The sequence below is a fragment of the Pseudoalteromonas sp. SG43-3 genome, from assembly GCF_014164385.1.
Lineage (GTDB): Bacteria > Pseudomonadota > Gammaproteobacteria > Enterobacterales > Alteromonadaceae > Pseudoalteromonas > Pseudoalteromonas distincta.
Genome location: NZ_JACJFC010000063.1, coordinates 1 through 917, shown reverse-complemented (window position 1 = coordinate 917; position 917 = coordinate 1). Strand labels below are relative to the sequence as shown.

The window sequence follows — 917 nt, the reverse complement described above, 5'->3', positions numbered from 1 at the left end:
AAACCGCACGTAAACGTTGGTACAATCGGCCACGTTGACCACGGTAAAACTACACTAACTGCAGCAATCACTAACGTACTTGCAAAAGTATACGGCGGTGTTGCTAAAGATTTCGCATCAATCGACAACGCTCCAGAAGAGCGCGAACGTGGTATCACTATTTCAACGTCTCACGTTGAATACGATACTCCTACACGTCACTACGCACACGTAGATTGTCCTGGTCACGCCGATTATGTTAAAAACATGATCACTGGTGCTGCTCAAATGGATGGCGCGATCTTAGTAGTTGCTGCGACAGATGGCCCTATGCCACAAACACGTGAGCACATCCTTCTTTCTCGTCAAGTTGGCGTTCCTTACATCGTTGTGTTCATGAACAAATGTGACATGGTTGATGACGAAGAGCTACTTGAACTAGTAGAAATGGAAGTTCGTGAACTTCTTTCTGAATACGATTTTCCAGGTGATGACTTACCACTAATCGCTGGTTCTGCGCTTAAAGCGTTAGAAGGCGAGAAAGAGTGGGAAGATAAGATTGTTGAGCTTGCAAATGCACTTGATTCTTACATCCCAGAGCCAGAGCGTGACATCGATAAGCCATTCATCATGCCTATCGAAGACGTTTTCTCAATCCAAGGCCGTGGTACTGTTGTAACTGGTCGTGTTGAAGCTGGTATCATCAACGTAAATGACGAAGTTGAAATCGTTGGTATCAGAGAGACTACTAAGTCTACTTGTACTGGTGTTGAAATGTTCCGTAAGCTTCTTGACGAAGGTCGTGCTGGTGAGAACATTGGTGCACTTCTACGTGGTACTAAGCGTGAAGACGTTGAACGTGGTCAAGTACTAGCTAAGCCTGGTTCAATCAACCCACATACTACATTCACTTCAGAAGTATACGTACTTTCTAAAGA

The 917-nt window shown here is 44.6% G+C and carries 1 protein-coding gene; it reads left to right on the top strand.

Going from position 1 to position 917, the window contains the following annotated elements; all coding sequences use genetic code 11:
• Nucleotides 1–917, top strand: a 917-nt coding sequence (tuf, locus tag H5157_RS20570; protein ID WP_182725411.1) for an elongation factor Tu, incomplete at both ends; no start/stop codon positions are given.